7 protein-coding genes are annotated in these 4,982 nt (G+C 30.7%); all 7 read left to right on the top strand.

All coding sequences use genetic code 11. From position 1 onward, the window contains the following. On the top strand, positions 1–433 hold a 433-nt coding region (locus tag ACTTKP_RS11145), incomplete at its 5' end, for a hypothetical protein (protein ID WP_442553976.1). Positions 434–586: 153 nt separating this feature from the next. Further along, positions 587–1,312, top strand: a complete 726-nt coding sequence (locus tag ACTTKP_RS11140) for a LytR/AlgR family response regulator transcription factor (RefSeq protein WP_442553975.1) — start codon at positions 587–589, stop codon at positions 1,310–1,312. Beyond that, positions 1,313–2,626, top strand: a complete 1,314-nt coding sequence (locus ACTTKP_RS11135) for a sensor histidine kinase (RefSeq protein WP_442553974.1) — start codon at positions 1,313–1,315, stop codon at positions 2,624–2,626. 116 nt (positions 2,627–2,742) lie between these two features. Continuing rightward, entirely contained in the window at positions 2,743–3,387 is a 645-nt protein-coding gene (locus tag ACTTKP_RS11130) for an accessory gene regulator B family protein (RefSeq protein WP_442553973.1), read from the top strand. Between the two features lie 16 nt (positions 3,388–3,403). Further along, positions 3,404–4,135, top strand: a complete 732-nt coding sequence (locus ACTTKP_RS11125) for a hypothetical protein (RefSeq protein ID WP_442553972.1) — start codon at positions 3,404–3,406, stop codon at positions 4,133–4,135. 189 nt (positions 4,136–4,324) lie between these two features. Continuing rightward, positions 4,325–4,468, top strand: a complete 144-nt coding sequence (locus ACTTKP_RS11120) for a cyclic lactone autoinducer peptide (protein ID WP_442553971.1) — start codon at positions 4,325–4,327, stop codon at positions 4,466–4,468. A gap of 120 nt (positions 4,469–4,588) precedes the next feature. Continuing rightward, positions 4,589–4,930 (top strand): hypothetical protein, encoded by a 342-nt coding sequence (locus ACTTKP_RS11115; RefSeq protein ID WP_442553970.1) that lies wholly within the window; start codon positions 4,589–4,591, stop codon positions 4,928–4,930. Positions 4,931–4,982: the final 52 nt, after the last annotated feature.

Raw genomic sequence — 4,982 nt, 5'->3', positions numbered from 1 at the left:
AAATAAATCTGTACAAGTTTACTTGAAAACTGATGATATGATATTTTCAGGTGGTTATGGAAGTGGGCTTTCATTTTATATTGAGTATGCTAAAGAATCAACACAAGATAACCCGGTAGTAATTGCTAAGGGCGTTGATGAAAATGGTAAAGCTTTTGAACAAAAGATTGCTATAAAGAATATTAATCCATCAAATGCGACAGTTGTTGAAATGCAGGCGCTAGAGGCACATTATAAAGTAGATAGAGGAGAATTGCTGTCTTCATTTCCTGTTGATACAGGCGCTGCCCATTTAGATGATAGGTATAATTTTATGTCCATATTTGAAAAAAGAATCAATGATATGCAGATATTAGCAAGATATGATTTGGTTCAACTTTATCAAAAAAATATGGCAATTTATGAGAATATAATCCGTAACTTTGAAAGATAGCAAAAGTATACTTTTATAATGTGACAGGCAATAATATTTAGATTAGAGCCTGTCATATTTGTGTTAAATATTTATGGTAATCATAAAGTTTTGAGCAGAAAACTCCGAAATTCTTTTATATATGCAAAATCAAACTTATAGCGGGGTAGATATATGTTCAAAATTGCCATATGTGATGATGAAAGATATTTCAGAGAGAATATCCGCGAAATTTTAGCAGATTATTTTAATATCCACGGAATATTGTATGAGATAGATGAATTCGAATCAGGGAGAGGCTTTGTAAATTTAGGTATAAACCTGACAAAGTATAATGTTATTTTCCTGGATATAAATATGGATGAGATGGACGGAATGGAAACCGCACAAAAAATAAGGGAAGTAAACAGTGATATTTTTATAGTCTTTGTAACGGCATTCATTAACTGTGCAGTTCAGGGATATAGTGTAGGCGCCATAAGGTATATACTAAAAAATAATGAAAACTTCAGTGATTTAGTGACTGAGTGTATGGATACAATCAGCATGAAGATGAACTATGCCATAAAAAAGATAAGTTTTAATTTTAATGAAGGTATAAGGAACGTTTCATTAGAGCGGATATTGTATATAGAAAGCCGGTTACATAAACTAGAATTTAATATTATGGAGAATGTGCTAAATAAGTATTCACTATACGCTAAATTGGATGATATAGAAAATGAACTAGCCGATAAACATTTTTTACGCATACATCAAAGCTATCTGGTTAATATGAAGCATATAGTAAAAATAAGCCGGTATGAAGCTGCACTAAATAATGGCATTAAGCTTGAAATACCAAAAGCCAGATATAAATCTGTTCAGGAAATATTTGTGTCATATAAGGGAGAAATATAGATGTTTTTTGATTATATACAGGATGTAGTGTTGATTTCACTTGAATTAATATGCTGTAAAATGTTCTTTGAAAGCTTTGGTAAAAAGAGAAGTGAAAATGTCAGGAGAAACTGCGCCATTCTTTTTAGCTTAATAGTCTGCGGATATTTGACAGCCTCAGTATTTCATGACAGCTTCATATTAAAACAAATATTGGCTGTTATCATAATTGCCCTGTTTATGAGTTTATATTTTAGAATAAATCCTGGCAAGTCGTTTATTCTTTCGGTATTATTCCAAGGCTTAATGCTTTCGGCAGATTATTTTACTCTTTGGCTAAATATCTCACTTTTTAACAGCATTGCAGAAATAAATGAATCACATTTGATTAGTGCAGGTTTGCTAACAGTTATGTCAAAAATAGTTCTATTTTTAATAGTTCTATTAATCAGAAAGAAAATCGGAGATAAATCATCATATGTTTTGAAAAATACAGATTTACTTCGATTTATCTTTTTTCCAATATTTACCATATTTACTATTATTGCCTTAATAATCACATCAGGAAGTATTGAGAATCAAAAATGGGGAAATGTATTTTTGCCTATAGCTCTGTGTCTGGCAGGAATGAACTTTGCAGTATTTTATCTGCTTAATGATATATTAAAGCGTGAAATAAAGATTCGTGAAAGTCAAATTTTTAGGCTGAAAGTTAAAAATCAAACTGAAATGTACCGCTCAATTTCCGAAAACTTTGTCAAACAGCGGAAACTGACACACGAATATAAGAATCAGATTTTATGCATAGAATCTCTACTGGCAGCACAGAAATACGATGAACTGAAAAATTATGTAAGAAATATAAGTGGTAATTTAAGCCGGGAAGTGGATTATATCAAGACAAATAATGTTATTGTTGATGCAATATTAAACAGTAAATATAGGGAAATATCAGATAAAAGGATTACTTTTATCTTTCAGCTCAATGATTTATCCGATATAAGTATTGCTGATGAAGACATTGTCATAATTTTATCTAATCTCCTGAACAATGCTATAGAGGCGTGTGAAAAATATTGTGGCAAAAAAGTTATAAAGATGAAGTTTATGAAAGAGTGTGACAGCATCATTATATCTGTAAAGAATACCTATGACGGCAAACTTGACATTAGGAACGGAGAAATACAGACATCAAAAATATATAATATGGATGAGCATGGAATCGGAATAAAAAATATTATTGATGTTGTAACGAAATATCAGGGTTCATATGTTATACAAAATGATAAAGAGGAGTTTTATTTCTCAATAATATTAGCGGATAAAGAACAGTGATTGTAATTATCAATCACTCTTCTTACCGTTTTCTGCAGTAAAAGGTCATTTTCTGCAATGGATATTGTTTTCTATGTGAGAGCAGTTATACTTGGATTTGATAGGAGATAAAAGCTATGATTGAGAAAATGGCAACAGATCTTATTATGCAAATGACTGAAAATAAGCTAATCTGTAAAGAAATGGAAGAAAGATATATTTATGCCTTTATTTGCATGGTGGAGAAAATCATTACAATTGGAAGTATTGTAGTAATCAGTTTAATAACTCATAATTTACTTCCAACTATTTTGTTTCTTATATTTTTTTGGGAGTTAAGAAAGAGAACCGGTGGATACCATTTAGACAAATTTTACAAGTGCTATTTGGCAACAGTAGCATCCTGTTTAATTGTAATGATTATAGGTACAAAATTAGTTGAACACATACAAATTTTATTAGGAATACTAGCAATCGCAACTGTGTATATTGAAATAGTAGGTACTGTTAATCATCCCAATATGCAAATGAATTCAACAGAACTGGCAGAGTCAAAAAAGATTGCACGAATTGTAGTTTTATTGGAATGTAGCATAATATTTGGTTGCGTTTTGTTGAATGCCAATAAAGTTTATGTTAGTTATATGGCAATTGCTGTTATTTTATGTGCAGTGTTGTTATGTATATCAAAAATTTTAAGACAGGAGGTGACAGAGAATGAAGAAAATCAGCAAAAAGGTGATGTATCAGCCAAAATGTCTTGGAAATCAAAAGAAAAATAATTGAGGAGGAAGTTACATGAAAGCCAAAAAAATATTTTTAAGTGTTTGCTTATCGCTAGCTGTGCTATTAAGTTCATCTTATGTAGTTTCAGCAAATTCATATGAAGTAAAAGAGAGCTTTGTTAGTTTAGATGAGATTTCAAAATATGAAGATAAAATGTTTATGGATAGTGCACCAAATGAAATTGTAATTACCGATCCTATTGTAATCCGGAAGCTGGCAAAAGAACAGGGTTTCCCAAATGTAAAAGATATAAAAAAATTAACTTATAAGTTTAGTAAGGTAAAACAAAATGAACTGAATGATAATGAACTGAATGATAATGAAACAAACCTGCTAAGTAAATTAACTACTGCCCGAACATTTATAAGTGATGTGGTAGACCAAGGAACAGGTTATAAGCTTGTGGATCATTTTGATGAGAATAGATATGAAGGTCCAATCAAAGGTACTTATACATATAGTCGAACAGATACAAGTTCATATAATGCAACGGTTTCATTAAATGCTGACATCGTTAGTGCAGGTGTGGGATTTACTATTGGTAGAAATTACACAAAGTCTGATAGTGTAACTGTAAATGTTCCGGCTGGGAAAAAAGTAATTTTAAAAATATGGACAAATTATCAAAAAAAATCGTTTACAATCTATACCGAATATAGTTCAAGTATTGGATTATGGTATCCGAAAGGAACGGGAAATGCGTATAAACCTGTTGGTCTAATATTTACACAGGCAGAATATTAACAGAATTCAACAGAACTAACAGAATCAAAAAAGATTGCAAGAATTGTAGTTATATTGGAATGTAGCATAATATTTGGTTGCGTTTTGTTGAATGATAATAAAATTTATGTTGGTTATATGGCAATGGCTGTTATTTTATGTGCAGTGTTGTTATATATATCAAAAAATTAAGATAGGAGGTGACAGAGAATGAAAAAAATCAACAAAAAGGTGCTGAAAATTGTAGAGCATCTAATGAGAAGTGAAGCCTTACATAGTGTGGATAAGTTTCCGCCTACTTGTTTGGGGATATTGCATCAACCAAAACGCCCTGTAAATCAAAAGAAAAAATGATTGGAGGCAGACAATGAAAAGTACAAATCCACAGAGGTATAAGAATGGAGACAATAAAGAATCTCATATGTAGTTTGTATGAGTTTTGTAATTCCTTTTAGGAATAGGAGTGTGAGATAGATGAAAAAAAATAAATACAAAATTATAATATGTCTTGTTATTATAATTTTATCAGCAGTAGTAGTCTATAAAATTGTGGAAACAAGAAAGACGGCAAAATATACATATGAGCAGTTAAATGCTTTATCTGCAAAGGAACTGTATGAAGTATTCATTGATAATGGACTTAAAGTAGACGAAGAACTAAAGACTTATATGTCAGATGAGGAAATAGCTAGTATTGTGCTAAAAGGTCAGTTTGATTCAATGATTCACGGAAACACTTCTTGTTCGCATTATATGTACAAAAGATTTGCAGAAGAAGTAGAAAGAGTTTATAAATTACTTGTTGGTGTACAATAGGTAAAGTAAAAACTTAAATAAACATGATAGTGTCAACTGACATATGAAAAAA

It is taken from the genome of Catonella sp. (assembly GCF_052169795.1).
GTDB lineage: Bacteria > Bacillota > Clostridia > Lachnospirales > Lachnospiraceae > Catonella.
This window is presented reverse-complemented; position numbering and strand designations above follow the sequence as displayed.

What these genes read in the sequence shown, in the direction of transcription:
- ACTTKP_RS11140 (WP_442553975.1), top strand. Translation starts at nt 587, where the DNA reads ATGTTCAAAATTGCCATATGTGATGATGAAAGATATTTCAGAGAGAAT.
- ACTTKP_RS11135 (WP_442553974.1), top strand. Translation starts at nt 1,313, where the DNA reads ATGTTTTTTGATTATATACAGGATGTAGTGTTGATTTCACTTGAATTA.
- ACTTKP_RS11130 (WP_442553973.1), top strand. Translation starts at nt 2,743, where the DNA reads ATGATTGAGAAAATGGCAACAGATCTTATTATGCAAATGACTGAAAAT.
- ACTTKP_RS11125 (WP_442553972.1), top strand. Translation starts at nt 3,404, where the DNA reads ATGAAAGCCAAAAAAATATTTTTAAGTGTTTGCTTATCGCTAGCTGTG.
- ACTTKP_RS11120 (WP_442553971.1), top strand. Translation starts at nt 4,325, where the DNA reads ATGAAAAAAATCAACAAAAAGGTGCTGAAAATTGTAGAGCATCTAATG.
- ACTTKP_RS11115 (WP_442553970.1), top strand. Translation starts at nt 4,589, where the DNA reads ATGAAAAAAAATAAATACAAAATTATAATATGTCTTGTTATTATAATT.